Below are 22,696 nucleotides of genomic sequence, written 5' to 3'. Positions count from 1 at the left end.
AAATAGGACGGGCGAGTGGGGAAAATCCGCCGCGAAGCGGCAGGACAGTCAGCCGACGACGAACGGAACCCCCACCCGAACGAGTCGCGGCTCAGCAAGAGGATCCCCCCAAGGCGCCCCGGCCAGAAACCGCCTCGGACCGCAGCGACGCCGCCCTCCGCAACGCCGCCACCGTCGGATCCGCCGGGTCGCCCGACGTCCCCGCGGCCGCCGCGAGGACGTCGTCCACACGCGTCAGGCCGCCCAGCTCACCCCGGATCGACCGGCCGAGCGACGTCACGTCACCGCGCTCGCGGGCCCGCTCCCGGCAGTGGAAGGCCAGCTCGCAGGTGGCCAGGCACTCGGGGGCGTACGTCGCCGGGACCGACTCGACCGCCGCGGTCAGCTCGGCGGTGGAGCGCCGCACGTCGAAGGTGGTGCCTTCCGGGAGCTCGGCCGCGATGTCCTCGACCCGGGTGAGCCGGTCCAGCTGCCTGCGGGTCACCGAGAGCTGTTTGCGGACGTCGATCGCGGACGCCGTCGGAAGGTTCGAGAAGTCCTTGGGGCAGACCAGGAGCACCTGGTGCCGGACGCTCGGAGCCGGGTCAAGGCGCGCGGCCACCGCCTCCAGGGCCAGCACATACACCGCCGCCTGGCGCGCCGCCGCGCCCACCTTCGCCGCGTCCGCCGAGCCGTCGATCATCGGGAAGGACTTGATCTCGACGACCGTCCAGGTGCCGTCCGGCTGGACCACGACCGCGTCCGGCTCCAGGAAGGCGGGCGTGCCCGCGACGTCCAGGACCAGCATCGGGTGGTCGAGCAGGGTCCAGCCGCCGGAGGCGGTGGCGTCGCGCAGGGCGAGGGCGGTGCGCGCGGCGCGGCCCTCGGGGCCGGCCGCCGACAGGTCGGGGACGGCGGCGTCGCCCGCCACCGGCTCGGGCCCGCCGAGGCTGCCGTGGGTCAGGCGCAGCAGCTCCGCGCCGCCGTCGGCCTTGACCCGCGCCTCGAAGGCGTTGCCCCGGACGAACGCGAACTGGGACTGGCCGAAGCCGGAGGCGGCACCGAGGGACTGCGCGAGCGCCGTCTTGTCCACCCCCGCGCCGTCGAGCAGCGCGCGCCGCCGGCACCCGGGGTTGGCGGCGAGGGCGGCAAGGGCGCGGGCGTCCAGCGGCCGCGCGGGCAGGTCGGCGCCGCGCAGCTCAGTGAGCCTTCCCCAGGCTCTCGACCTCGCCGGGGCGGGGGATGCCCCAGTCCGGTTCGTCGTCCCCCGCTCCGGCGGGGCGGCCTGCGTCGGCAGGCCGGGCACCCGGCTCGGCGCCGGGGGCGGCGGCACTCTGCTTGCGCTGTCGGGGAATTCGCTCACCCGTCGAAGTCTGGCACCCGGCACCGACAAATGAGGACTCTGTGGCGGGCGAGGCCGCGGAGGAGGGCAGGAAACGCTCCCGCAGCCGGTCCATCACCGGCTCCGCGAGCCGCTGCACGGGCCGCACCAGGAGCAGTCCGACGCCCATCACGGCGCAGCCCGCGAGCGCGTCGAAGAAGTAGTGGTTGGCGGTGCCCATCACCACGAGCGTCGTGATGAGCGGGTAGGCGACGGCGGCCGCCTTGGTCAGCGGCGAGCGCCCGCAGCGCCACAGCATCACACCGCACCACAGCGCCCACCCGACGTGCAGGCTGGGCATGGCCGCGTACTGGTTCGTCATCCCGCCGAGACCGCGCGGCGCGCTCGCCTCGCCGCCCCACCAGCCGAAGTCGCTGTACTGCGCCATGGTGTCGACGAAGCCGTGGCCCTTGCTCAGCAGCCGGGGCGGGCAGGTCGGAAGCAGCGTGAAGCCGATCAGGCCGATCATCGTGGAGATCATCAGCCACGCGCGTGCGGCGCGGTAGCGGACCGCGTGGCTGCGGAACAGCCAGACCAGCACGGCCGGCGTGACGAGGTAGTGCAGCGAGGCGTACCAGAAGTCAGCGGGGACGCCGATCCAGGCGTTGGCGGTGAAGAGCCGGTTCAGCGGGCTCTCCGCGTCGAGCCGCAGGAACTGCTCGGCCTTGAGGATCCCCACGCCGTGGTCGACCGCCTCGGCGACGTCACCGCGGACGATCAGCCGGCCGGCCGAGTACGCGGCGTACACCAGGACGATCAGCGGCAGCTCGGTCCACCAGCGGAGCCGGTGTCCGGTTATGCCCGCGGTGCCCGGCACGTCGGTCTTCGGCATCCGGTCGGTCCCCCATCGTCTCTGTTCATGCGGCGTATGCCGCCGCATCACTTTACGGCGCGCGCTGGGGCCGTCGAGGAGTCCCCCGGCCGTCTAAGACGCAGAGATCGGCGAGCGGGTTGCCAGGGACGGCCGGTGTCCGATCCAGGGTGGGTGATGATGGAGGGAGCGGTCCACCACAGTCCGCAAAAAGCAGCAAAAGTCCCGTCGGCGCAGGTGACGGGGCGGTTACGCGTACGACTTGGAGAGAGCTCATGGCACCCCGCATCCTGCTGGCCCGGCACGGCCAGACGGAATGGTCGCTGTCCGGGAAGCACACCGGCAGGACGGACATCCCCCTCCTGGAGGAGGGCCGTCGGGGCGCCAAGCTGCTGGGCGAGCGGCTGCACCGGGCGCCCCTGGACGGCCTCCCGGACGTCGAGGTGCGCACGAGCCCGCTCTCCCGCGCGCGGGAGACCTGTGAGATCGCCGGCTTCGGCGACCGGGCGACGACCTGGGACGCGCTGATGGAGTTCGACTACGGCGGGTACGAGGGCATGACCCCCGCGGACATCCAGGCGGTCCGCCCCGGCTGGTTCATCTGGCGCGACGGCGTCCCCAAGGGCGAGACCCTGGAGCAGGTCTCCGCGCGCGCGGACGAGGTGGTGGACTGGGCCAGGAGCGCCGACCGCGACGTCCTGGTCTTCGCGCACGGCCACATCCTGCGCGTCATCGCCGCCCGCTGGCTGGGCTCCGGCATCGAGTTCGCCGCCCGGGTCCGCCTCAACCCGACGTCCCTCTCGGTCCTCGGCTGGGCCTACGGGGAGCCCGCCATCGAGTCGTGGAACGAGACGGGCCACCTGTTCTAGCGACCCCGGCCGGTACGTCTACACGGCACGCCGCAGCCCGGCGTGCCCCGCCAGGAAGTCGTCCACCTCGGGGACGCCGCGGTGCGGCAGCAGGACCCGCGCGGTCGCGGCCAGCATCGACTGGATGCGCGACGACTGCACCTCGCCGAGGAGCGCGAGCACCCGAAGACCCGCCCGGGCGGCCTCGTCGGGGCGGCCCGCACGGGCCAGGTCGTCGGCGAGTTCGGCGGTGTAGAGCGCGATGTTCCTGGTGAACTGCGGGGTCTGCGCGGCGGCGGTGGTCGCCGCGAGCCGCGCGTGCCCGGCGGCCCGCGCCCATTCGCCCAGCGCCGACCAGCACTGCGCCTCCAGACCCGCGAGCTCGGCAGGCCCGTAGAAGGTCATCCACTCCGGGTCCTCGTCGCGGGCGCCGCGGTCGAAGAGGCCGTGGGCGCGCGAGAGCGCCTGTTCGCACCCCGCGCGGTCGCCGAGCCCCGCCCAGCCGCCGGCCTCCCGCAGCGCGAGCAGCGAGAGCAGCCGGGGCGAGCCGAGCCTGCGGGCGGCGTGGGTGGCCGCCTGCGCGGCCCGCACCGCCTCCCGGGGGCGCCCGGCGTCCCGCGCGAGGAACGCCGTGTTGCAGAAGGCGTGCGCCTCCAGCGCGGCGTCCCCGGAGACCCGGGCCGTCGCGAGGGCTTCGCCGTAGTGCGAGCGGGCGTCGTCGAAGCGGCCCGAGTCGTGCGCCAGCCACCCCACGGAGATGGCGAGTTCACCGGCGCCGGCGTGCAGCCGGTCCGAGGTGGACTGCCGGGTGGTGGTGCCCGCGTCGAGCAGGGTGTAGGCGGTGCGCAGCGGCGCGGCCGCCCGCCGGTAGAGGCCGTCGGCGCCGTGCCGGTCGTCGAGCAGCCTGATCTTGCGCACGGCCGTCTCGACCGCGCCGACCTCGGCATCCCCGACGCGGCGCCCGCGCAGGGCGGCCGCCTCCGCCGGGCCGCCCAGGGTGAGCCCGATGGGCCCGAGGGCGGCCGCCACGGTGGCCGTGGAGCCGGTCATGAACGCGCGACGCTGCACGTCGCTCTCCTCGTGGGTCTGGACCGCGTACGGATCACAGGCGCGGGGGTCGGACCCGGTCGGATGGGACTCGTACAGGTGGATCGTGGTCGCTGGGACGGGTGTCGGGGGGACGGGTGGGGACTCGGTGCGCACCCCTCTTCCGCGCACCAGGGCGCGGGGGGCGAACCCCAGGTCCGTCAGGGTCCGGCCGGGGAACATGTGCAGGAACACGCGTTCGTAGGCGTAGTTGGGGCAACGGATCTCACCCGCTTCCACGCGTCCGATGTACCGCGCGTCGCAGCAGACCCGCTCGCCGATCTCGCGGGCGGCCCGCCGCACCGCCGCGGCGAACTCGCCCGGCGAGCGCTGTCCGCGGAGTCGGCGGAAGGCAAGGTTCGGTCGTGGGGACTGAGTTGACGATGCCATCGGTGACGACGCCATGGCCGGACCCTCTCGTGCGGATCGTGCCGGAACGTGCCCACGCTCGCGCACCGGGCGCCGCACCCGCGCACGGGATCTCGCGGGGCCACCCTGTTCCGGCGGAGCACGAACGTACCCTCTGTGACCGGTCGGCCACGTGGTGTTTGGCTACAAACCGGATATCTCACCCGCGATCCGCCATGAACTGCCATCCTTTGCGGCGGCGAGCCGCAGTGCCTGTTGACGCCGACCCGCGTTGAACCAAGAGGAGCGGGAGCCAGGCGGTCCCCGCACTGGCGAGGAGGGGTCCCCTTGTTGGAGATCGGCACGGAGAACGGCGACTCCCGTACGAGCGGCATGTACCCGGCGGCGCGCGACGGCGCCGCCCCGGCATCCCTGACCACGGCGCGGCACCGGCCCACCCCGGACGTCAGCGCCCCGCCCGACGGTGCCCTCTGCGACGACGAGTGCTGCGACCTGGTGACGGTCCCGTCCCGGCAGGGACTGGAGGCGGTCGACATCCTGCGCCGCGGCGCGGCCGACACCATCGGCCCCGTGCTGCACGACGGGGGCGGCGACACCCTCGGCTTCCTGGTGCCGCCCGGTACCGCCGACGGCTGGGACCTGCCGGGCAGCGCCTGCACCCAGACCTTCGGCCGCGGCCTCAGCGTGTACGCGGAACCGGCTCCCGGCCCCAGCGGCCCCGTCGTCCCCGACCCTCCGGTCGCGGGCACCGGCTGGCTGCTGCCGCCCGGCGGCGAGACCGACCCCGTCACCGACCCGGCCGTCCTGCGCGCCGCGCTCGGCCAGGCGGCCCGCACCATCGAGGCCGCCGACAGCTGTCGCTGACCCCGGCGACACCACCCGCCGGGCCGCCGCACCCGCGCCCCCCGATAATGGTCGGATGGCAAGGAACAAGCGGGCCCGGGAAGCGCGGGAAGCCGTGGTCGAGGACGTCGACGGCGGGCTCGCCGAGCTCCTGCCGGACCGGGACAGGCCGCGCGCCTGGACGCTGCTCGTGGACGGCGCCCCGCAGTCCCACGTCGACCTCGACGACCCCGCGTACCTCGACTTCGAGTACCAGCGCAGGCTCGGCCACATCGCCGACCTCGTCGCCCCGCCCGGCAGGCCCGTCCACGCGCTGCACCTCGGCGGCGGCGCCTTCACCCTCGCCCGCTACATAGCCGCGACCCGCCCCCGCTCCACCCAGCAGATCGTCGAGCGGGACACCGCGCTCGTCCGGCTCGTCCGCCGCGAACTGCCCCTCGACCCCCAGGCCCGGGTCCGGGTGCGCGGCACCGACGCCCGCGAGGGGCTCGCCAAGATCGCCGACGGCTGGGCCGACCTCGTCATCGCCGACGTCTTCAGCGGGGCCCGCACCCCCGCCCACCTCACCAGCACGGAGTTCCTCACCGACGTCCGCAGGGTCCTCAAGCCCGGCGGGTACTACGCCGCGAACCTCGCCGACGGCCCGCCGCTCGCGCACCTGCGCGGCCAGATCGCCACCGCCGCCGCGCTCTTCCCCGAACTCGCGCTCGCCGCCGACCCGGCCGTCCTGCGCGGCCGGCGCTTCGGCAACGCCGTCCTGCTCGCCGCCGACCGCGCGCTCCCGGTCGCCGAGCTGACCCGTCGCTGCGCGAGCGACCCGCACCCCGGCAGGGTCGAACACGGCCGGGGCCTCACGGACTTCACCGGGGGAGCGGCGGCGGTCGCCGACGCCGGCGCGGTCGCCTCACCCGCGCCGCCCCCGTCGGTCTTCCGCTGAGCCGTTCGACCCGCCGGACCGAACCGGCGCGCGGGCTCAGGACTTCTCGATCTCCACCCGCGGCGCCGTGTCGTGCCAGGTGCAGAAGACCGAGACCTGGGCCGCGCCCCCGGTGAAGTCCACCCGGATCCACTTGTCCTGCTTCCACGTCTGCACGGACCAGCCGGCCGCCGGGGTCGCGGAGACCAGCGTCGCGGAGTCCTTGCCGAGGTCGAGGACGACCCGGCCGCCGTCGGTGTGGTAGCTCTTCACCGTGCCCGCGCCCGCGCCGGAACTCGCCGGAGGCGGCGAGGGCTTCGTGGAGTGCGCCGGCCCGGTCGGCCCGGTCGCCTTCGGCGACGTGGACGCTTTCGGCGGCCCGGCCGACGTCGAGGGCTTGTGGGCGGGGGGCGAGGGGGTGCGGTGGGTCGACGAGGCGCGCGGCTCCGCGCGGTCGGGGCCACCGTCGTCGGCCGCCAGCGGCAGGGCGCGCGGCGGGTCGTAGGCGGTGCCCGCCATCACCGTGTGGACGCCCCACCAGGACAGCGTGACCGCCGCGCCCGTGGCGAGCGACCACGCGATGGCGTGTACGAGTCCTCTGTGCATCGCGGGCCATACTGCACCACGTCCCGCACGCCTGTCCCGCGGGGCCGCCGGGCCCGTGACCGGCGGGCGCGGGCACATCCCGGAGAGGACCGCGTTCCTCCGTATGGCGTACGGTGCCGCCCATGGCAAGTGTGCTCGTCGTCGAGGATGACCAGTTCGTGCGCTCCGCCCTCATCCGGCATCTGACCGACGCGTCGCACACCGTGCGCAGCGTCGGCACCGCCCTGGAGGCGCTGCGCGAGGTCGCCCATTTCCGTTTCGACGTGGTGATCCTGGATCTCGGCCTGCCCGACCTCGACGGGTCGGAGGCGCTGAAGATGCTGCGCGGCATCACGGACGTCCCCGTGATCATCGCGACCGCGCGGGACGACGAGACGGAGATCGTCCGGCTCCTGAACGACGGCGCCGACGACTACCTCACCAAGCCGTTCTCCGTCGAGCACCTCTCGGCGCGGATGGCCGCCGTGCTGCGCCGCGCACGGGTCGGCGCCGGCGAGGCGCCGCCCAGTAACGTGTTGCGGGTCGGCGGCCTCAGCATCGACCCGCTGCGCCGCCAGGCCGCGCTGGACGGCGCGCGCCTGGACCTGACCCGCCGCGAGTTCGACCTGCTGGCCTTCCTCGCCGGACGGCCCGGCGTCGTCGTACCGCGCAAGGAACTGCTCGCCGAGGTCTGGCAGCAGAGTTACGGCGACGACCAGACCATCGACGTACATCTGTCGTGGCTGCGGCGGAAGCTGGGCGAGACGGCCGCCCGGCCGCGCTATCTGCACACCCTGCGCGGGGTCGGCGTGAAGCTGGAACCGCCGCTGCCGGAGCAGGCGCTGTGAGGTGGGCGCTCGTCAAGGTCTGCCTGGCCGTCACGACGATGGTCGTGGTCGCCTTCGCGGTGCCGCTCGGCCTGGTCGTCAAGGAGATGGCCAGGGACCGGGCGATCTCCAACGCGGAGCGGCACGGCGCGGGCATGGGCCCCACGCTCTCCATCACCACCGACCGCGCGGAGCTCACCCGGGCCGTCGCCTCGTCCGAGGCGGGCGGCGACGGGCGGATGGCGGTGTACGTGCCGGCCGTCGACGACCATCCCGCCTTCGAGGTCGGCGACCCGCGGGCCGGGGCACGGGCCGTGGAGGCCACCCGCAAGGAGGGCCGCGCGCGGACCACGGAGGTGCCCGGCGGCTTCGTCGTCCTCCAGCCGACCGCGCTCAGCTCGGGCACGGCCGTCGTGGAGATCTACGTGCCCGAGGCCGAGATCAGCAACGGCGTGACCACCGCGTGGGTGGTCCTCGCGGGCGTCGGCATCGCGCTGGTCATCGGCTCGGTGGCGGTCGCCGACCGCCTCGGCGTCCGCATGGTTCAGCCCGCCAGACGCCTGGTGGGCGCCGCGCACGACCTCGGCGAGGGCAAGCTGGGGGCGCGGGTGCCCGAGGAGGGGCCGACCGAACTGCGGCTCGCCGCCGTGGCGTTCAACGCGATGGCCGACCAGGTGGTGCAACTGCTCGCCAACGAGCGGGAGCTGGCGGCCGACCTCTCCCACCGGCTGCGCACCCCGCTGACCGTGCTGCGGCTCAACGCGGCCTCGCTCGGCGAAGGGCCCGCGGCCGAACAGACCCGCACCGCCGTCGAGACGCTGGAGCGCGAGGTCGACACCATCATCCGCACCGCGCGGGACGCCAAGCCGCAGACGGCGACGGTCGGCCCCGGCGCGGGCTGTGACGCGGCCGAGGTGATCCGGGACCGGATGGCCTTCTGGTCGGCGCTCGCCGAGGACGAGGGGCGCGAGGTCCGGGTCGCGGGCGTCGACCGGCCGGTCCGCATCCCGGTGGCCCGCACCGAACTGGTCGCCGCGCTCGACGCGTTGCTCGGCAACGTCTTCCGGCACACCGGCGAGGGCACGGCCTTCTCGGTGGACGTGCACAGCGGGGAGGACGCGGTGATCGTCCTCGTCTCCGACGCCGGACCCGGCATCGCCGACCCCGAGGCCGCGCTCGCCCGGGGCACCGGATCGGGTGAGGACGGCTCCACGGGGCTCGGCCTCGACATCGTGCGCCGCCTCGCCGAGTCCACGGGCGGCGACGTCCGGATCGGCAGCTCGGTGCTCGGCGGCACGGAGGTCCGCATCTGGATCCAGCGGGACGCGCGCCGCCCGGGCGATGTCCGCCGGGGTCACCGGGGCGACGCGGTACGCCGCCGCAAGCGCACCCCGGCCCCGGGCTGACGGCCGCCGGGGACGGTCACCCACCCGGCCTCAGCGCCGCGCGGCCAGATCCAGCGTCCACCACGGCCCGCCCGGGCCGCGCACCACGCCGACGCCCGCGTCCGTGTAGGGGCAGGAGAGGACGACGGCCCGGTGGGAGGGGCTGCGCATCCAGGCCCTGACGGCGGCCTCCGGGGTGCGCGGACCGGCCGCGATGACCTCGCCGGCCCGGCGGGGCCGGTAGCCGGCCTCCCGCATCCGCTCCAGCGGCCGGCTGCCGTCCGTCCCGAGATGGGTGAGGCGCTCGTGGTCGGACATGTCGTCGCTGTGCTCCCTGGCGGACCGGCTGAGCGAGGCCCGCAGCCGTACGGGGGCACAACCGGCCCCAGCGCGGTGCCGGTTGATCTCCGCGACGACGTGGGCGGACCGTCCCGCCCGGAACGCGGGGTGCCCCTCGGGGGCGGCGAGCGGCGTCGACCAGGGCGGGGCCTCGGCCGCCGGCTCGTACGGGGCCGGCGGGGGCCAGTCGGGCGGTGCCGGCTCGGCCCGGGCCACCGTCGGGCAGGCGAGCAGGGCGGCGAGGAGGAGGACGAAGCCTCCGGCGGGCACTGCTCTGCGCGTTCCGGTCATGGATTCCCTTTCCCGCAGGTGAGGCCATGGTGATGAAAACACCCATTTTCATCCCTGGGCCCCTGTCTGTCCTGCTGGAAGACGCACAGGCAAGGTCGGGCTCCCCGGCGCGCGATCTTTAATCGGCCCCCATCCCTCCCTTAAGCGCGCCCTAAGATCCTCAACGCGCGTCCCGCATGGGCGTTTTGTCGCTTCCGGCGCGGCTAGCGTGCTGCCGCACCCCCACCCCCGTACAGCTAAGGCAGGCACGCGATGAGCAGCACGCACCGGCGCACGGTGAGCACCCGTTCCAAGGTCATAGGAGGGCTGGTCGCCGCGTCACTCGTCGGCGGCGGCGCCTTCCTCTTCTCCGGGACGGCCCTCGCGACCAAGGCCCCCGCCGGGAAGGCGCCCGCGCAGGCCGGAGCGGCGAAGGACGCGGCCGAGGGCGGCGCCACCTTCGCGCCCTTCGTCGACACCTCCCTCGCCCCCGCCTACGACCTCGTGGACACGGCGACGAAGACCGGCGTCAAGGAGTTCAACCTCGCCTTCATCACCTCCGGCGGCGGCTGTGAGCCGCTGTGGGGTGGCACGACGGGTCTCGGCGACGACAAGGTGGCCGCGCAGATCGGCGACCTGCGCGCCAAGGGCGGCGACGTCCGCGTCTCCTTCGGCGGGCAGGCCGGCTCCGAGCTCGGCCTGAAGTGCGACAGCGCGGACGCGCTGGCCACGGCGTACGGCAAGGTCGTGGACGCCTACAAGCTGACCAAGGTCGACTTCGACATCGAGGGCGGCGCCCTGCCGGACACCGCCGCGAACACCCGCCGCGCCGAGGCCATCGCCACCCTGCAGAAGCAGCACCCGGACCTGAACGTCTCGTTCACGCTGCCCGTGATGCCCGAAGGGCTCACCCAGCCCGGCGTGGACCTGCTCGCCGACGCCAAGAAGAACGGCGTGCGGGTCGACGCGGTGAACGTCATGGCCATGGACTACGGGGCCTCGTACAGCGGCGACATGGGCACGTACGCCGTGCAGGCCGCCACCGCCACCCAGAAGCAGATCAAGACCGCGCTCGGCCTCTCCGACGAGGCCGCCTGGAAGGCCGTCGCCGTCACCCCGATGATCGGCGTCAACGACGTCGCGACCGAGGTGTTCAAGGCGGACGACGCCGACCAGCTCGTGAAGTTCGCGAAGGACAAGGGCATCGGCTGGCTGTCGATGTGGTCGTCGACCCGCGACAAGGCCTGCGAGGGCGGCGCGTCGGGCTCCGCGCAGCCGACGTGCTCGTCGATCGAGCAGGAGCCGCTCGCATTCACGAAGGCGTTCGCGGCGTACAAGTGAGCCGGCGCCCCGGCCGGACCTCCCCCCACCCGGCCGGGGCACCACCCCGCTCAGTCCAGGGCCGGGCCCGGCGGCAGCTCGCCGGCCGCGGCGACCTTCGCGTACCAGTGGGCGCTGGACTTCGGGGTGCGGGCCTGCGTCGCGTAGTCGACGTAGACCGCGCCGAACCGCTTGCTGTAGCCGTACGCCCATTCGAAGTTGTCGAGCAGTGACCAGAGGTAGTAGCCGCGCACGTCCGCGCCCGCGGCGATGGCCTCCCGCACCGCGGCGAGGTGGCCGTGCAGATAGCGGATGCGCTCGGGGTCGTGGACCTGACCGCCCGCGCTCGGCTCGTCGTCGAAGGCCGCGCCGTTTTCCGTCACGTAGAGCGGAACCCCGGGGGCCTGGGCGGTGTACTCGAGGAGAAGGTCCTTGAGGCCGCTCGGGTCCACCGGCCAGTCCATGGCGGTGAGTTCACCGGGCGCCCGGTGGAAGGAGACGTGCTCGTCGGCGCCCGGCCAGGGCGAGTGGCTGCTCGCGCCGTGACCGTCGGCGCGTTGCCGGTCGGCCGCGTCGGCGGGGGCGGCCGAGACGACGGCGGGGGCGTAGTAGTTGATGCCGAGGAAGTCCAGCGGGTGGCGGGCGATGCGCAGGTCGTGGTCGCCGACGAAGGACCAGTCCGTGATGCCGGCGGTGTCCGCCAGCAGATCGTCGTCGTACGTGCCGCGCAGCATCGGCCCGGTGAAGACGCGGTTGGCCAGTGCGTCGATCCGGCGGCGCGCGTCCTGGTCGGCGGGGGACGGGGTGAGCGGGCGCACCGCGCTCGGGTTGAGACTGACGCCGATCCGGGCGCGGCCCGGCAGGCCGTCGCGCAGTGCCTGGGCGCCCAGGCCGTGCGCGAGGTTCAGGTGGTGAGCCGCGCGCAGGGCGGCGGCGGGGTCGGTGCGGCCCGGCGCGTGCACCCCCGAGCCGTAGCCGAGGAACGCGCTGCACCACGGCTCGTTGAGCGTCGACCACATCTCCACGCGGTCGCCGAGCGCACCGGCGACGATCCCGGCGTACTCCGCGAAGCGGTAGGCGGTGTCCCGCTCCGGCCAGCCGCCGCCGGCCGCCGAGCCGCTGGGGAAGGCGTCCTCCAGCTCCTGCGGGAGGTCCCAGTGGTAGAGCGTCACCATCGGCTGGATGCCGTGCGCGAGCAGTTCGTCGACGAGCGCGCGGTAGAAGTCGAGCCCGCGCTGCACGGCGGGCCCGCGCCCGGTGGGCTGCACCCGCGTCCAGGACACCGAGAAGCGGTACGCGGAAAGCCCCAGGTCGGCCATGAGCCGCACGTCGTCGCGCCACCGGTGGTAATGGTCGACGGCGACGTCCCCGGTGTCACCGCCGAGCACCTTGCCCGGCGTGTGACTGAAGGTGTCCCAGATGGAGGGCGTGCGCCCGTCCTCCCGCGCGGCGCCCTCGATCTGGTAGGCGGCGGTCGCGGCGCCCCACAGGAAGCCGGGCGGAAAGGCCGGGTCGGCGGAGGTCGGGTTCACGGAGGTCAGAGACATAGGAGCGCTCCCATGGGTGGTACGGAAGGAAGAGGTACGGGGAGTCGGTGAGGGGCGGCCGACGGGCCGGTCGTGCGGGGAGCGGCTCAGCCCTTGACCGCGCCCTGCATGATCCCGCCCACGATCTGCTTGCCGAACAGCACGAAGGCGAGCAGCAGCGGCAGCGTGCCGAGCAGCGCGCCCGCCATGATCACGGACTGGTCGGGGATGGCCCCGCGGCCGAGCCCGGCGAGGGCCACCTGCACGGTCGGCTCGCCCCCCTGGGTCAGGGCGATGATCGGCCAGAAGAAGTCGTTCCACGCCATGACGAAGGTGAGCATGCCGAGGACCGCCATCGCGGGACGGGCGGCAGGGAAGACGACGTGCCAGATGACGCGCCAGCTGTTCGCCCCGTCCATCCGGGCCGCCTCTATCAGCTCGGTGGGCAGCGCCTCCTTGAGGTACTGCCGCATGAAGAACACCCCGAACGCACTGACCAGGGTGGGCAGGACGACGGACTGCAACTGGTCGGTCCAGCCGAGCTCGGCCACCACCATGAAGAGGGGAACGACGCTGAGCTGGGGCGGCACCATCATCGTGCCGATCACCAGGAGCAGCAGGAAGCCGCGGAAGCGGAAGCGGAGCTTGGCGAAGGCGAAGCCGGCCAGGGTCGAGAAGAGCACGGTGCCGACGGTGATCGAGCTCGCCACCACCAGGGTGTTGAGCAGGGCCGTGCCCATGTTGGCGTCGGTCCAGGCGATCTCCAGGTTCTTGAAGAGATTGCCGCCGAACCAGAAGGGAGGAGGCGTCTGGGCGAGCCGGGTGTTGTTGCGCGAGGCCGCGACGGCGGTCCACACCAGGGGGAAGAGCGAGCCGACGGTGAACAGGATCAGCACCGCGTACGTCAGTCTGCCGCCGTGGAGCTGGCGTCCGGCGCCCCGCTTCCCCTTGTTCCCCTTGTTCTGCTTGCGTCCGGTGTCCCGCGCGGCCCGTTCGCGGGGCCCGGTGGACAGAGTGGTGGTCACGTCATCCCCTCACGCGCTCTTGCGGATCCGGCTGCTGATGGCCCAGTTGACGAGGCCGATCAGCACGAGAATCAGGAACATCGTCCAGGCGATCGCCGAGGACCGGCCGAGGTGCTGGTTGAACCAGCCCTGTTCGTAGAGGTAGAGCCCGAGCGTCTGGAACTGGTGCTCGGTGCCTCCGGTGGGGCTCGCGCCCTGGCTGAACAGCAGCGGCTCACCGAAGAGCTGGGTCGCGCCGATCGTGGAGACGACACAGGTGAACAGGATCGTCGGCCGCAGCGAAGGGATCGTGACGTGCCGGAACTGCTGCCAGCGGCTCGCCCCGTCCAGCGCCGCCGACTCGTACAGGTCGTGCGGGATGGCCTGCATCGCCGCGAGATAGATGAGCGCGTTGTAGCCGGTCCAGCGCCAGATCACGATGGAGGAGACGGCGAACTGCGCGGACCAGTCGCCGTTCTGCCAGTCGACGGCGTCCACGCCGACCAGGCCCAGCCCCCAGTTGATCATGCCGTGGTCGGTGCGGCTGAACATCAGCACGAAGACCAGGGTCGCCGCGGCCACCGAGGTGGCGTACGGCGTGAGGATCGCGACCCGGAAGAACATCGAGCCGCGCAGCCGGTAGTTGAGGAGGTGGGCCAGGCCGAGCGCCATCAGGAGCTGGGGCACGGTGGAGAGGAGCCCGATGGTGAAGGTGTTGCCCAGCGCGTTCCAGAAGAACTCGTCGTCCCAGAGCCGGGTGAAGTTGCGCATCCCCACCCACTCCATGTCGGTGGGCGTGCCGAGCTCCACGCGGTGCAGCGAGGCCCACCCCGTATAGAGCAGGGGGAAGAGGCCGAAGGCGACGAAGAAGAGGAAGAAGGGGGAGACGAGGGCGTAGGGACTCCACTTGACGTCCCAGCGGTAACGGCGGCTGCGCCGTGCCCGGCGGCGTTCCTCGGGGTCCGCGGGCCGCGCGGTGGCCTCGGTGCGGGGGGCCGCGCCCTCCCCGTGGGAGGGCGCGGCGGTGGTGGCGTCGCTGGTCATCCCGGTCACTGGTCCAAAGCGTTGTCGATCGTCTTCACGGCCTTGTCCCAGGCCTCGTCAGGAGCGGTTCCCTTCTGGTCGACGCCGAGCATCCCGGTGTCGGCCAGGTACTGGGAGATGATTCCGTCCTTGGGCCCGATGGGCTGGACCGGCACGCCCTCGGCGGCGCGGGAGAAGATCCGGCCCACGGGCGCGTTGCCGAAGTAGGGGTTCTCGGCGCCCTTCACCTCGGGCAGGTCGTACGCGGCGTCGGCGCTCGGGAAGCTGGCCCGCTGGTCGAAGAGGGTGGCGAGCTGCTTGGGCTCGGTCAGCCAGGCGGCGAGCTTGGCGGCCTCCTCCTTGTTCTTGCCGGCCTCGGGCACGGTCAGGAAGGAGCCGCCCCAGTTGCCGGGCCTGGGGGAGGGGGCCACGTCCCACTTGTCCTTGCCCTTGTCGCCCGCCTTGTCCTTGATGTAGCCGAGCATCCAGGGCGGGCAGGTGAGGGTGGCGAACGAACCGTTGGAGATGGCCTGGTCCCAACTGGGCTGGAACTGCTGGAGCTTGGCGGTCAGGCCGGACTCGGCGAAGTCGGCGGCGATGTCCCAGCCCTCCTTCACCGCGGCGCTGTCCTTGTAGATCAGCTCGCCGTCCTTGTCGTAGAACTTCTCCTTGCCCGAGGCGTGCACGGCGGCCATCACGCCGGTCGCGCCGTCCACGAAGGAGGTGCCCTTGGGCGCCTTGGCCTGGTAGCGCTTGCCCGCCGCGAGGTACTTCTTCCAGTCGCCGGCCCAGAGCTTGCCGACCTCGTCGCGGTCGGTGGGCAGGCCGGCCTTCTCGAAGAGGTCCTTGCGGTAACAGATGCCGGTCGGGCCGATGTCGGTGCCGAGTCCGATCGTCTTGCCGTCCTTGCTGGTGCCCTGCCGCCACTTCCAGTCCAGGAAGTCGTTCTTGTCGACGCCGTCGACCTTGCCGAGGTCCATCAGCTTGGCGGAGTGCGTGGTGGTCAGCTCGGCGATGTTGCCGACCTCGACGGCCTGGATGTCGGAGAGTCCGCTGCCGCTGCTGAGGTGGGTGAGCAGGGCGGGCCAGTAGTTCTCGTTGCGCTGCACGGAGTTCTGTTTGATCTTGATGTCCGGGTGGAGCTTCTCGTACTCCTTGTAAAGACCGGCCTCCTGGAGGCCGAAGGCGCCGAATACGCCGATCGTGAGCGTCGTCCTGCCCTTGCCGCCGCCCCCTCCGCCGCCGCCGCCCGAGGCGCCGGTGTCGTCTCCGTCGTCGGCACAGCCGGCCAGCAGCCCGGCGGCCAGAGCGGTGACGGCCGCGAGGACGGTCACCCTGCGGTATGTGCGAGTCCTGTGGCGCATTACGTCCTCCTCGTGCCCTGACGTGCCGACCGCCCTCGGTCAACTCGGCAGCGATGGCTGTGAGTTGAGGAGTCGAACGCGGGCGGGGGACGTGCGGGTCGGGTAAGAGCCGAGTACGGTGGGAGCGCTCCCATGTGTGATGTCTTGAAGAGTCGCGGCTCTCCGCGGGGGTGTCAAGGCAGCGGACGCCAAGAGTTGAAGGCAGCGGATGCCACGGGTCGAAGGCAGCGGATGCCAGGAGTCGAAGGCAGCCGTCCGGCGGTGGCCGGGCCGTCCGCGGTCCGGGTCCGGCCCGCGGGCGGGCCGCGCACCGGCTGTTAGATTCGCGTCGACGGGAGGCACGGATGGGGACTGGTCAGCCCAGGGGGCGCAGTGGTGGGCGGCCCACGCTCGAAGAGGTGGCGGCGCGCGCCGGAGTCGGCCGCGGCACCGTGTCCCGGGTGATCAACGGCTCGCCGCGGGTGAGCGAGCGCACCCGCGCCGCGGTCGAGGAGGCGGTGGCGGAGCTCGGTTATGTCCCGAACACGGCGGCGCGGGCGCTGGCCGCGAACCGTACGGACTCCATCGCGGTCGTCGTGCCCGAGCCGGAGGCGCGGTTCTTCGCCGAGCCGTACTTCTCGGACATCATCCACGGCGTCGGCCAGGCCCTCGCGGACACGGACATGCAGCTGGTGCTGACCTTCGCGGGCGGCGACCGGGAGCGCAGACGGCTCGCGCAGTATCTGGCCGCGCACCGGGTGGACGGCGTCCTGCTGGTCTCGGTGCACGCCGACGACCCGCTGCCCGACCTCCTCCAGCAGCTGGACACGCCCGCGGTGATCAGCGGCCGCAGGTCGGCCCACGAGACGCTGGCCTCGGTGGACTCGGACAACTTCGCGGGCGCCCGGGCGGCCGTCGCCCACCTGGTGGCCCGCGGCCGCCGCACCATAGCGACGATCACCGGCCGTCTCGACGTGTACGGCGCCCGGCGCCGCCTGGACGGATACCGCGAGGGTCTGCGGGCCGCGGGCCACCCGGTCGACGAGACGCTGATCGCGCGGGGCGACTTCACCGAGGAGGGCGGCAGCCGTGCCATGGCCGAACTCCTGGAACGCAACCCGGACTTGGACGCGGTCTTCGCGGGCTCGGACGTGATGGCGGCCGGCGCCCGGCAGGTGCTGCGCGCGGCGGGCCGGCGCATACCCGAGGACGTGGCCCTGGTCGGCTTCGACGACTCGGCCATCGCCCGCCACATGGACCCGCCCCTGACGAGCGTGCGCCAGCCGATCACGGAGATGGGCCGCACGATGACGGAGGTCCTGCTCGCCGAGATCGCGTCGAGGGCCGAGGCGGGGGAGTCCGGGCAGACCAGAGGGGCGGGGGAGACCGGGGGGCGGCGCGCCGCCGGTGGCGGTGCCGGGTCCGGGTCCGGGTCCGGCGGTCGGCGGCAGATCGTGCTGCCGACGGAGTTGGTGGAGCGCGCCTCGTCCTGAGCCCCGCCGGGCCGGGGAAGGCGGGAAACCGGCCCATGACCAGCCGTCACCACGCTGCGTGACGCTCCGACGTGCGCCTCGCCGCACCGCGCCGGAAGCTGTCAGCGGAGGGCAGGAGTCCCCCCGCGAAGGAGGCCCACCATGGGCATGAAGGACCAGTTCCAGGACAAGGCCAAGGCGCTCGAGGAGCAGGCCGATAAGGCGCGGCGCGGCGCCCGGGACGAGGCGTCGGAGCGCGGCCGTCAGGCCGGGGACCGGGCCGAGCGGGGCCGGGACCGGGCCGAGCAGGGCCGGGACCGGCTCCGCGACACCGCGGACGACGCGCGGGACCGCTTCCAGTCCTGACGGCGCGATCCCGGCAGGTCCTCGGCCGATGGCCAGGGCCCCGGTGAGCACACGGTAGCGGCTGTGGCGCCCCGTGAACGCGTGAACGAGCCCCCGTCTCGTCGATCGAGGCGGGGGCTCGTCGCGCGTTCTCAGTTGTTGGCGTTGACGCAGGTGTTGCCGGCCGCCGGGTTCAGCAGGGCGAGGACGTCCACGCCGATGCCGCAGGCGTTGACGGGGACCTCGACCGGGATCTGGACGTTGGTGCCGGAGAGGATGCCGGGGCTGTTGCCGGTCGTCGCGGTCGGCCCGTCATCGGCCAGGGCCTGCCCTGCTCCTCCCAGAACGGTCAGGCCCGACAGCAGTACGGCGGCGGTGAGAACTCGGGCACGGCGCATGGAAGACCTCCAAGGGTTCGGGAACGCGTGCGAGTCCAACTCACCCCAGTCCCGTCCAACTCGCGACCGCTGACGGCCATATGAACGACGGGGCACTTCGCGGCGCGCCCCGCGCAGCGCCGCCCGAGGCCCTCCGCGATCGCTGAACCGCCGTCACCTCGAACGGGGCCCCGCGCGACCTCTCCGGTGGCGGGCCGCAGGAAGCGTGCATAGAACGGGAGACACACGCTCACCATGCGGGGCGAGAACGCCCTGCTGAAATGGAGAAGTGACATGGCCGCTGAGCCTTACTCTGCCGCCGGGGAAACGTCCGGGACCGGCGAACCTGTGGTTTCGACGACGCTCCACTGGGGCACCGCGCAGCTCGGCGCCCCACCCCGCGAGCAGCCCGCCCCGATACCGCAGACGGCGGAGTCCGACACGCGTCCCGCCGCGGGCCCCGCCGGCCACCCGACCGGCCCCACCACTGACCACACGGCCCACATCACCGAGCCCACGGGCCGCATCACCGGCCCCACGGCCGACATCACCGACCCCACGGGCCACATCACGTACCCGCCGGCCGGTGTCGTGGTCCCGGAACGGCCCACGCACGAGCCGGACCGGCCCCCCACCGACCCCGACCGGCCCCCGCAGGAACCGGGGCGGCCCCCGAACGCCCCGGCCGAGCGGCCCGCCGAGCAGGCGGCGCCCGCCCCCGAGGCAGAGGCGGAAGCCGACGCCGACGACGACGCCGTGGTCGAGCTCATACGCGTCGCCGTGGTGTCCCGTCCGCTGGACGACGTCGTCGACCTGGTCACCCGCCTGGAGCAGTCGCCCGAGGAACGTGCGACCGCGCGGTCGGTCCTGCGGCTCGCGGCCGTGGCGCGCTCCGTCGAGGACGTCACCCGGCTGGTCGAACTCCTCGGCCCGCCCGAGTACCCGGCCGACCACATGGACGAGGCCATCCGGCACGCCGCCGAGGAGCGGCCCATCCCCGAGGTGAGCCGTCTCGTCCAGCTGCTCTCCCGTCCCCCGCACGACCCGCACAGCGGCGCCGAAGTGGTGCACGCGGCGGGCACGGCGCGCTCCGTCGAGGACCTGATGGAGCTGATGGACAGCCTGCGCGACCACGCGGGTGACGGCTCCACCACGCACCCCATCAACCTCGCCGCGCTCACCAGGCGGGCGCCGGCCGAGACCGACGCCTCGACCGCGCCGGGCACCCCGGGCGCGCAGCCCGCCGGTGCCGGTCAGGCCTCGCCCGCCGTGGCGAAGGACGCCGCCGCCCCCGGGCGGGCACGTGAGCGCACCCCCGTGACGTGGCTGCGCCGCGTGGCCGGCGTGCTGTTCCTGCTCTGCGCGGCGGCCCACGTCCCGATGGACTGGTCGCACACGCCCACGGCGGGTCTCTCCGTCGCGGTCGGCGTCGCCGCCGTGTGCGCGGTGGCGGGCGTGGCGCTCTGCCTGAGCGGTTCGCCGCTCGTGGCGGTGGCGGCCACCCTGGTGGCCGGTGCCCTGACCGTGGGTCATCTCATCGACGACCGGGTCAACTCCAGGACGCTCGGCTACGTGCTGCGTCCCGACGGGGTGGCACCGCCGCTGCCCGCCGTGTCAGCGATGGTCGCGACGCTGGCCGCGCTGCTGGTCGTGGCGCTCACGGTGGCGGGCCTCAGGGCGGCGGCCAACCGGACCCCCACCCAGGCCCCGCGCCGCTAGGCCGGCCGAGGCAGACCAAGGACATGAGCAGGGCCGACCCGTTCGCACAGGTCGGCCCCGCTCATGTCGTCGGTCGTGCGCCCCCTCTCCATGAGGGCGGGAGGAGTTGTGAGTTCAGGCCGAGTCGCCCGACGAGGCGCGGACGGCGGCTCGTGCGGCCCGCAGCGCGCGACGGATCCTCTCGCCCTCCTCGCAGTCCGCCCAGCGGTGACAGGGCATACACCCGTCCAGGTGCGTGAGGAGGCGTTGGTACGCCTGCCGCTCCCGGTGTTTCTCGGCCTCGGCCATCCGCTTGGTCAACAAGACTCCGCCCCCTCGCCGGCGCTGCGGCCGATGTGGCCGAGGGCCTCCACGGCCAGGGGCTCGCACAGGTGACCCTCGAAGCGCGGCGCCACCACCCAGTGCGTGCCGGGAGGTTCGGTACGGGTGAGCTTCGGTACGCCGAGGTAGGTGCCGGCCCCCAGCCACGGGGCGACGTCCTGGTGCCGCCAAGTCCCCTGGCGCCGGGGCCTGGTCAGCGCGTAATAGGCGCCGCCCATGGTGCGGCCGTCGAAGATCACGGGCCCGTCGAGGTTCTGCGCGAGCCGGGCTGCGATCACCGTCGGGTCGGTGGACCGCACAGCGCTGTGCACGAGACGCTCGGGGAGGCGGACCGCATCGAACCGGCGACCGCAGGGCAGCAGGGCCACGCCGGTGTCGGCCCATTCGCGCCGGGCCTGCGCCGGCTCCTGCTGGGAACGTGCGAACCAGTCGGCGGCTTGTTCCACCACGGTGCTCATGCCGGTACCCCTGCGGGCCCGCCCCCGGCGGGCGGCAGCCATCGGCCCACCCACTTGTGCGGTGCATACCTGTTCCACGGACGCAAGGAGCCTCTCCTCGCTTGTCGTCTCACCCATCGTGCCCCCTGACCTGTCGGCGTCGATGCACAGATCATGGGAGTGGGACGAGGTGGTAAGGACTACACCTTGTATCCCCGGAACCGCTTGCGTCACGCGGCCCCGAGCCACCCGACGAAGTTGTCGAGTGACTCTTCGTCCGCTCGTTTCAGCCGGCGCAGGGTCACCGCCGTCTCGCGGACCCACGGATGCTCGCGCGTATGCAGAGGAGCGATGGCGCGGGCTACTTTCAGGGACTCGAAGGCCTCGTCGAAGCGCTTGCCCCACAACTGCGCGCGGGCGAGCTCGATCCAGAAGCCGGAGCGCCGTTCGGCGGGCAGAGGGTCGGACGGCGCCCAATCCCGAGCGACGGCGAAGGCGCGGCCGATGTGGTCGTTGCCCAGGCTCACGGCCACCGACACCTCATGAATCCGTACCGATTCAGGCCCGAACGCCGTGCCCAAATAGTTTCCCTCGCGTACGCCCTCGCTCAACTGGCGGGCCGCTCGCAGGTGTTCCTCCGCGGCGTCCGCGTCTCCGCCCCTGCCGGCGATGACGGCGGCGCGCATGTGCAGGGCACCCCTTGCGGCCGAGGCCTGCGGAGCGGTCGCGGCCGGCGCGGCGTCGACGGCCGTCTCCAGGGCTTTCAGGCCTGCCTCATGAGCGCGGGCGACGAAGAACGTCTCTGTGCGTACGTATGCCGCCGATGCCGTCAGAAGAGGGTCCTCGACGTGTGGAACGGCCCACCGCATGAGGTCGATGAGGCGCGCCGAGAGATCGCGGGCGCCGTACTTGTAGGCGACGGCGTCGGCGGAGCGGGCGGCGCCGACCACGAGGCGTGCCGCGGTCCTGCGGTCCGGTGCGGTGTGAAAGGCGGCGAGCGCGTCACCGAGGAGAGCGGGGGCGTGCTTGGCGATCCGGCCGTACTGGGCACCGAGCCGCCAGGCGATGGCGTCCCCCACGGTGTCGTACAGCTCGTCGAGGCTACGACGGGGCGGAACAGGGGGGACGTCGTAACCGGCGATGCTCGCCGAGATGTCCGGCAGTGCCGCATGCACGCGGCGTTCGGTCCCCGTATAGGAGGACAGGAGCCGGGTCGGGTCGACGCCGAGCGCGGCTGCGATCGCTTCGAGAGCCGCGTCGCTCGGCCGACGCGCCCCCTGCTCGATTCCTTTGATCGTGGCCAGGGGCAGGTACGCCCTGCGGGCCAGATCGACCTGTCGCAGGCGCTTCGTCTTACGGGTGGTGGCGATGCGCCGCCCCACATGATCGTCAACTGCGCTCATGCTGGCTCCGGTTCGAGGCATCCGCTTCGAACCGTACTCACGTCGTCACACGCCCGTACGCGTACGGCAGCCATTCATCCGCTGGTGGCACCGCTTCATTCGCGATCAGCGGTGGACGATGCCCACGAGATCCATGAGTGAGTCGATCCGGTGGTCCGCCACAGCGATGACTTCCGGGGCGTCCGCCCACAGATGGCCCCACGGGCCACGACGAAGGTGGGCGGTGCGCAGTCCCGCCGCGTGGGCCGGGAACGTGTCGTTGTGCGGGTGGTCGCCGACGTAGAGGATCTCTTCCGCCGCGGTGCCGGACACCGAGATCAGCCGCTCGTAGAACGCGGCCGAGGGCTTGGCGACGCCCCACTCCCCAGACGTCGCGACCACGTCTGTCGGCAGGTCGAGGGCCCGCAGCAGTTCGCCGGCCTTCACCGTCTGGTTGCCCGCGACGATGACGCGGATACCGGCTCGGCGCAGCGCGGCGAGGGCCGGGCGCACGTCGTCGTACACGTCCCTTTCGTCGAGGTCCTCGCCCCGGCCAGCCTCTTCGCGGGCCCGGTACTCCGCCGGGACGTCGATGTGCGGCCGGATCAGGTGCAGCGCCTCGGCGTTGTCCTTGCCCTGCGCGACCACCGCGCCGACGAGCGCTGACACCGTGTGGCGCGGCACACCCAGCCAGTCGGCCCAAGCGGCCCAGTACCGGTCGTCCCGGACGAGGGTCTCGCCTACGTCGAATGCGATGGTACGGATCATGGAGCGACCCTAGTAGGACC

At 73.1% G+C, this 22,696-nt stretch carries 22 protein-coding genes and 1 pseudogene; 9 read left to right on the top strand and 14 right to left on the bottom strand.

The window, feature by feature from the left end:
- Nucleotides 1–91: 91 nt before the first annotated feature.
- Together ACZ6B8_RS03225 and ACZ6B8_RS03220 are read right to left on the bottom strand one after the other, a co-directional pair.
- Nucleotides 92–1,285: a hypothetical protein gene (locus tag ACZ6B8_RS03225; RefSeq protein ID WP_471606452.1), complete on the bottom strand. Its 1,194-nt coding sequence runs from the start codon at nucleotides 1,283–1,285 to the stop codon at nucleotides 92–94.
- Entirely contained in the window at nucleotides 1,179–2,192 is a 1,014-nt protein-coding gene (locus ACZ6B8_RS03220) for a phosphatase PAP2 family protein (protein ID WP_471606121.1), read from the bottom strand. Before ACZ6B8_RS03220 ends, ACZ6B8_RS03225 begins: the two co-directional genes overlap by 107 nt.
- 254 nt (nucleotides 2,193–2,446) lie before the next feature.
- On the opposite strand from ACZ6B8_RS03220, the gene ACZ6B8_RS03215 reads away from it, so the two are divergent.
- Entirely contained in the window at nucleotides 2,447–3,040 is a 594-nt protein-coding gene (locus ACZ6B8_RS03215; RefSeq protein ID WP_471606120.1) for a histidine phosphatase family protein, read from the top strand.
- Nucleotides 3,041–3,058: 18 nt separating this feature from the next.
- Here the strand turns inward: ACZ6B8_RS03215 and ACZ6B8_RS03210 are convergent, their stop codons facing one another.
- Nucleotides 3,059–4,510, bottom strand: coding sequence for a tetratricopeptide repeat protein (locus ACZ6B8_RS03210; RefSeq protein ID WP_471606119.1), 1,452 nt, complete (start codon nucleotides 4,508–4,510; stop codon nucleotides 3,059–3,061).
- 336 nt (nucleotides 4,511–4,846) lie between these two features.
- Between ACZ6B8_RS03210 and ACZ6B8_RS03205 the strand changes: the two genes are divergently transcribed.
- Both ACZ6B8_RS03205 and ACZ6B8_RS03200 read left to right on the top strand, forming a co-directional pair.
- Nucleotides 4,847–5,338, top strand: a complete 492-nt coding sequence (locus ACZ6B8_RS03205) for a hypothetical protein (RefSeq protein ID WP_471606451.1) — start codon at nucleotides 4,847–4,849, stop codon at nucleotides 5,336–5,338.
- A gap of 55 nt (nucleotides 5,339–5,393) precedes the next feature.
- Nucleotides 5,394–6,254: a spermidine synthase gene (locus tag ACZ6B8_RS03200; RefSeq protein WP_471089142.1), complete on the top strand. Its 861-nt coding sequence runs from the start codon at nucleotides 5,394–5,396 to the stop codon at nucleotides 6,252–6,254.
- Between the two features lie 36 nt (nucleotides 6,255–6,290).
- On the opposite strand, the gene ACZ6B8_RS03195 is transcribed toward ACZ6B8_RS03200, so the two are convergent.
- On the bottom strand, nucleotides 6,291–6,839 hold the full coding sequence (locus ACZ6B8_RS03195) for a hypothetical protein (protein ID WP_471089144.1): 549 nt from the start codon (nucleotides 6,837–6,839) through the stop codon (nucleotides 6,291–6,293).
- A 122-nt stretch (nucleotides 6,840–6,961) separates the two neighbouring features.
- On the opposite strand from ACZ6B8_RS03195, the gene ACZ6B8_RS03190 reads away from it, so the two are divergent.
- On the top strand, nucleotides 6,962–7,666 hold the full coding sequence (locus tag ACZ6B8_RS03190; protein ID WP_471606118.1) for a response regulator transcription factor: 705 nt from the start codon (nucleotides 6,962–6,964) through the stop codon (nucleotides 7,664–7,666).
- Nucleotides 7,663–9,051: a sensor histidine kinase gene (locus tag ACZ6B8_RS03185; RefSeq protein ID WP_471606117.1), complete on the top strand. Its 1,389-nt coding sequence runs from the start codon at nucleotides 7,663–7,665 to the stop codon at nucleotides 9,049–9,051. The genes ACZ6B8_RS03190 and ACZ6B8_RS03185 overlap by 4 nt, the downstream gene beginning before the upstream one ends.
- 30 nt (nucleotides 9,052–9,081) lie before the next feature.
- On the opposite strand, the gene ACZ6B8_RS03180 is transcribed toward ACZ6B8_RS03185, so the two are convergent.
- Nucleotides 9,082–9,660: a CAP domain-containing protein gene (locus ACZ6B8_RS03180; protein ID WP_471089150.1), complete on the bottom strand. Its 579-nt coding sequence runs from the start codon at nucleotides 9,658–9,660 to the stop codon at nucleotides 9,082–9,084.
- A gap of 348 nt (nucleotides 9,661–10,008) precedes the next feature.
- On the opposite strand from ACZ6B8_RS03180, the pseudogene ACZ6B8_RS03175 reads away from it, so the two are divergent.
- Nucleotides 10,009–10,980, top strand: a pseudogene (locus tag ACZ6B8_RS03175) (chitinase); the annotation flags it as partial.
- A 50-nt stretch (nucleotides 10,981–11,030) separates the two neighbouring features.
- Here the strand turns inward: ACZ6B8_RS03175 and ACZ6B8_RS03170 are convergent.
- The 4 genes from ACZ6B8_RS03170 to ACZ6B8_RS03155 form a co-directional block, all read right to left on the bottom strand.
- A complete protein-coding gene (locus tag ACZ6B8_RS03170) occupies nucleotides 11,031–12,506 on the bottom strand; it encodes a GH1 family beta-glucosidase (protein WP_471089152.1) in 1,476 nt (491 codons plus the stop codon).
- Nucleotides 12,507–12,592: 86 nt separating this feature from the next.
- Nucleotides 12,593–13,510 carry a carbohydrate ABC transporter permease gene (locus ACZ6B8_RS03165; RefSeq protein WP_471606116.1) on the bottom strand — a complete coding sequence of 306 codons (918 nt, stop codon included), beginning with the start codon at nucleotides 13,508–13,510 and terminating at the stop codon, nucleotides 12,593–12,595.
- Between the two features lie 9 nt (nucleotides 13,511–13,519).
- Entirely contained in the window at nucleotides 13,520–14,533 is a 1,014-nt protein-coding gene (locus ACZ6B8_RS03160; RefSeq protein ID WP_471089156.1) for a carbohydrate ABC transporter permease, read from the bottom strand.
- A gap of 5 nt (nucleotides 14,534–14,538) precedes the next feature.
- Nucleotides 14,539–15,876 carry an ABC transporter substrate-binding protein gene (locus ACZ6B8_RS03155; protein ID WP_471606115.1) on the bottom strand — a complete coding sequence of 446 codons (1,338 nt, stop codon included), beginning with the start codon at nucleotides 15,874–15,876 and terminating at the stop codon, nucleotides 14,539–14,541.
- A gap of 344 nt (nucleotides 15,877–16,220) precedes the next feature.
- Between ACZ6B8_RS03155 and ACZ6B8_RS03150 the strand changes: the two genes are divergently transcribed.
- On the top strand, nucleotides 16,221–17,348 hold the full coding sequence (locus ACZ6B8_RS03150; RefSeq protein WP_471606114.1) for a LacI family DNA-binding transcriptional regulator: 1,128 nt from the start codon (nucleotides 16,221–16,223) through the stop codon (nucleotides 17,346–17,348).
- Between the two features lie 141 nt (nucleotides 17,349–17,489).
- Nucleotides 17,490–17,693 carry a hypothetical protein gene (locus ACZ6B8_RS03145; protein ID WP_471089162.1) on the top strand — a complete coding sequence of 68 codons (204 nt, stop codon included), beginning with the start codon at nucleotides 17,490–17,492 and terminating at the stop codon, nucleotides 17,691–17,693.
- A 131-nt stretch (nucleotides 17,694–17,824) separates the two neighbouring features.
- Here the strand turns inward: ACZ6B8_RS03145 and ACZ6B8_RS03140 are convergent, their stop codons facing one another.
- Complete coding sequence (locus ACZ6B8_RS03140; RefSeq protein ID WP_471089164.1) at nucleotides 17,825–18,070, bottom strand: chaplin; 246 nt, start codon at nucleotides 18,068–18,070, stop codon at nucleotides 17,825–17,827.
- Nucleotides 18,071–18,397: 327 nt separating this feature from the next.
- On the opposite strand from ACZ6B8_RS03140, the gene ACZ6B8_RS03135 reads away from it, so the two are divergent.
- Nucleotides 18,398–19,768, top strand: coding sequence for a hypothetical protein (locus ACZ6B8_RS03135; protein ID WP_471606113.1), 1,371 nt, complete (start codon nucleotides 18,398–18,400; stop codon nucleotides 19,766–19,768).
- Nucleotides 19,769–19,882: 114 nt separating this feature from the next.
- On the opposite strand, the gene ACZ6B8_RS03130 is transcribed toward ACZ6B8_RS03135, so the two are convergent.
- The 4 genes from ACZ6B8_RS03130 to ACZ6B8_RS03115 all read right to left on the bottom strand — a co-directional run bounded on the left by ACZ6B8_RS03130 (nucleotide 19,883) and on the right by ACZ6B8_RS03115 (nucleotide 22,676).
- Nucleotides 19,883–20,068 carry a hypothetical protein gene (locus tag ACZ6B8_RS03130; protein ID WP_471606112.1) on the bottom strand — a complete coding sequence of 62 codons (186 nt, stop codon included), beginning with the start codon at nucleotides 20,066–20,068 and terminating at the stop codon, nucleotides 19,883–19,885.
- Entirely contained in the window at nucleotides 20,065–20,547 is a 483-nt protein-coding gene (locus ACZ6B8_RS03125) for a hypothetical protein (RefSeq protein WP_471606111.1), read from the bottom strand. Before ACZ6B8_RS03125 ends, ACZ6B8_RS03130 begins: the two co-directional genes overlap by 4 nt.
- A gap of 209 nt (nucleotides 20,548–20,756) precedes the next feature.
- The gene (locus ACZ6B8_RS03120; RefSeq protein ID WP_471606110.1) at nucleotides 20,757–21,929 is read right to left on the bottom strand and encodes a helix-turn-helix domain-containing protein; all 1,173 of its coding nucleotides are present in this window, start codon (nucleotides 21,927–21,929) and stop codon (nucleotides 20,757–20,759) included.
- A gap of 105 nt (nucleotides 21,930–22,034) precedes the next feature.
- Complete coding sequence (locus ACZ6B8_RS03115; RefSeq protein WP_471606109.1) at nucleotides 22,035–22,676, bottom strand: HAD family hydrolase; 642 nt, start codon at nucleotides 22,674–22,676, stop codon at nucleotides 22,035–22,037.
- Nucleotides 22,677–22,696 lie beyond the last annotated feature (20 nt).

The sequence above is a fragment of the Streptomyces sp. NPDC041122 genome (assembly GCF_055592445.1).
Note: the sequence above shows the minus strand (reverse complement) of the source record. Positions and strands in the feature narration are given on the sequence as shown.

Coding starts and splice junctions, on each gene's coding strand:
- ACZ6B8_RS03220 (WP_471606121.1), bottom strand. CDS start 2,192: ATGCCGAAGACCGACGTGCCGGGCACCGCGGGCATAACCGGACACCGG.
- ACZ6B8_RS03215 (WP_471606120.1), top strand. CDS start 2,447: ATGGCACCCCGCATCCTGCTGGCCCGGCACGGCCAGACGGAATGGTCG.
- ACZ6B8_RS03210 (WP_471606119.1), bottom strand. CDS start 4,510: ATGGCGTCGTCACCGATGGCATCGTCAACTCAGTCCCCACGACCGAAC.
- ACZ6B8_RS03205 (WP_471606451.1), top strand. CDS start 4,847: ATGTACCCGGCGGCGCGCGACGGCGCCGCCCCGGCATCCCTGACCACG.
- ACZ6B8_RS03200 (WP_471089142.1), top strand. CDS start 5,394: ATGGCAAGGAACAAGCGGGCCCGGGAAGCGCGGGAAGCCGTGGTCGAG.
- ACZ6B8_RS03195 (WP_471089144.1), bottom strand. CDS start 6,839: ATGCACAGAGGACTCGTACACGCCATCGCGTGGTCGCTCGCCACGGGC.
- ACZ6B8_RS03190 (WP_471606118.1), top strand. CDS start 6,962: ATGGCAAGTGTGCTCGTCGTCGAGGATGACCAGTTCGTGCGCTCCGCC.
- ACZ6B8_RS03180 (WP_471089150.1), bottom strand. CDS start 9,660: ATGACCGGAACGCGCAGAGCAGTGCCCGCCGGAGGCTTCGTCCTCCTC.
- ACZ6B8_RS03170 (WP_471089152.1), bottom strand. CDS start 12,506: ATGTCTCTGACCTCCGTGAACCCGACCTCCGCCGACCCGGCCTTTCCG.
- ACZ6B8_RS03160 (WP_471089156.1), bottom strand. CDS start 14,533: ATGACCAGCGACGCCACCACCGCCGCGCCCTCCCACGGGGAGGGCGCG.
- ACZ6B8_RS03155 (WP_471606115.1), bottom strand. CDS start 15,876: ATGCGCCACAGGACTCGCACATACCGCAGGGTGACCGTCCTCGCGGCC.
- ACZ6B8_RS03150 (WP_471606114.1), top strand. CDS start 16,221: ATGGGGACTGGTCAGCCCAGGGGGCGCAGTGGTGGGCGGCCCACGCTC.
- ACZ6B8_RS03145 (WP_471089162.1), top strand. CDS start 17,490: ATGGGCATGAAGGACCAGTTCCAGGACAAGGCCAAGGCGCTCGAGGAG.
- ACZ6B8_RS03140 (WP_471089164.1), bottom strand. CDS start 18,070: ATGCGCCGTGCCCGAGTTCTCACCGCCGCCGTACTGCTGTCGGGCCTG.
- ACZ6B8_RS03125 (WP_471606111.1), bottom strand. CDS start 20,547: ATGAGCACCGTGGTGGAACAAGCCGCCGACTGGTTCGCACGTTCCCAG.
- ACZ6B8_RS03120 (WP_471606110.1), bottom strand. CDS start 21,929: ATGAGCGCAGTTGACGATCATGTGGGGCGGCGCATCGCCACCACCCGT.
- ACZ6B8_RS03115 (WP_471606109.1), bottom strand. CDS start 22,676: ATGATCCGTACCATCGCATTCGACGTAGGCGAGACCCTCGTCCGGGAC.